This is a genomic window from Streptomyces durocortorensis (genome assembly GCF_016901035.1).
Taxonomy (GTDB): Bacteria; Actinomycetota; Actinomycetes; order Streptomycetales; family Streptomycetaceae; genus Streptomyces; species Streptomyces durocortorensis.
Genome location: NZ_JAFEUF010000456.1, coordinates 1 through 2,094 on the forward strand (window position 1 = coordinate 1; position 2,094 = coordinate 2,094).

Sequence of the window (2,094 nt, forward strand, 5' to 3'; positions counted from 1 at the left end):
CCCAGACCCCCGCACTCGTCCCCCTGAGCCAAACCTTCTAGCCCCAGGAACAGCGAACGGCCCGGGCCCCCACCGAAGGAGACCCGGGCCGAACGAACACCACACGCACGAAACAGAGTTACGGGAAGACCGGCGTCCCCTCACGCGTCAGCCGCCACCCCACCGAAGCGAACGCCGCCGGATCCACCGAACCCTTCTCCCGCACCCACCCGATGATCGTGTTCCGGATCTCGTCCGAATTCGCCCACAACTGCTGCGCACCCGGCACATGCGGGAAGTTCCCCCCACCGCTCGCCCGGTAGTTGTTCACCGCGAACACGAACCGCGCCGCCGGATCGATCGCCTTCCCCTCGAACGACAGACCCACGACCCGCGAACCCGCCGGCTTCGCGATATCGATGTCGTACGTCACACCCGACACCGCGTCGTAGTTGTAGTCCGGAATCCCGTCCGCGTTCGTCAGCTTCGCCGTGTCCACCGGACCACCCGCAGCCGTCCGCACGTAATACCGCGCCGAATACTCCAAGTAGTCCTTCAACTGCGCGCCCGTGATCAGCCGCGCCTCCAACGTGTTCTCGAACGGATAAAGACCCGCCGCGTCCTTGATCGTCACCTCACCGGCAGGAATCCCCGCCGTACGCGAGAAACACGACGCCTGCGACAACACCGGCAACGCCGCGTACTCCCCGCCCGCCAGCGCCCCCTTCACCGTCTCCGTCTGCACCTGGTTGATCAGATCGATGATCGGCTCGTCCTTCCACGGCGCGCCCGCCGTCGACATCGCCACCACCGACGTACCGATCACCTGGTTGACGTACTCCACCACCTTCCGGTGCTCACGGCGCAGCAGCGACGTCACCTCCGGATCCTCCGGCACCGTGTTGGAGTTCAGCACCCGCGAACCGGCCTTCTCCACCGCCCAGCGGCCCTTCTCCCACACCAGATCGAAGTCGAACAGCGTCAGCCGCTGCCCCCACTTCGCCGGCTCCGACAGCACGACCCGCTTGCCGGTCTCCTTGTTCGTCACGAAGTGCTCGGCGATCTCCACATGCGCGTGACCCACCAGAATCGCGTCGATCCCCGGCACCTGCTCCGCCACCAGAGCCGCCGCGTTCTCCACATACGGCAACTGATCACCCCACGACGACGTCCCCGAAGAACCCGAATGCGCCGACACGATCACCACGTCCGCACCCATCGACCGCAGCTTCGGCACCCACTTCGCCGCCTGCTCCTCCAGACCCGGGAACACCATCTTCCCGCCCACATTCGCCTTGTCCCAGATCGCGATACCGGGATTCGTCAGCCCCAGCACCGCCACCCGCACATCACGCCCGCACGGCGTACGCATCCGCTTGATCACATATGGAGCGAACGCCGGCCGCAACGTCTTCGCATCCAGCGCATTCGCCCCCAGCAGCGGAAAATCGCACTGCTCCTCGAACTTCCGCAGCACCGGAATGCCGTAATTGAACTCGTGGTTCCCGAGCGCCGCCGCGTCATAACCGATCGCGTTCATCGCCCGCGCCATCGGATGCACCGGACCACGCCGCGCCGTGATCGGATCGACCTTCGCGTAGTAGTACGACAACTGCGTGCCCTGGATCGTGTCACCCGCGTCGATCAACAGCGTGTTCCGACGCCCCTTCTCCCGGCGCACCTGATCCACCAACGTCGAGATCTTCGCCAGACCGACATCGTTGTGCGCGGAGTCGTCGTACTCCTTGTCCGTGAAGTAATCCCAGTTGAAGACGTTCCCGTGCAGGTCCGTCGTGCCCATCACCGTGAAGGAATACCGCTTCGGAGGCCGCCCGTGACCATGGCCCTGCCCCTTCGCCTCCGCCGCACCGGCCGAACCCACGACCGCCCCGCCCGCCATCGCCACACCCGCACCGGCGGCAGCCGAACGGCCCAGAAACGTCCTACGGTTCAACGGCATCTCTTCACTCCTCGTTCAGTAGGGCAACGCGCGTAGATTCTGGCCCAGCAGCCACACCACACAACACCCCACGCAGGTTTCGATCTGATGACCACCCGACACACACCCCGAGGCACCACCCGCCGTGCCACAGTGAACACATGACCGAAACCCCC

Annotated in this window: 1 protein-coding gene; it reads right to left on the reverse strand. The window is 65.4% G+C overall.

Features of this window, described 5'->3' with window-relative positions:
* Nucleotides 1-118: 118 nt before the first annotated feature.
* The gene (locus JS521_RS35370; protein ID WP_205086946.1) at nucleotides 119-1,939 is read right to left on the reverse strand and encodes a bifunctional metallophosphatase/5'-nucleotidase; all 1,821 of its coding nucleotides are present in this window, start codon (nucleotides 1,937-1,939) and stop codon (nucleotides 119-121) included.
* Nucleotides 1,940-2,094 lie beyond the last annotated feature (155 nt).

Excerpts from the sequence above, each read along its gene's own strand:
- JS521_RS35370 (WP_205086946.1), bottom strand. The coding sequence starts at position 1,939 with ATGCCGTTGAACCGTAGGACGTTTCTGGGCCGTTCGGCTGCCGCCGGT.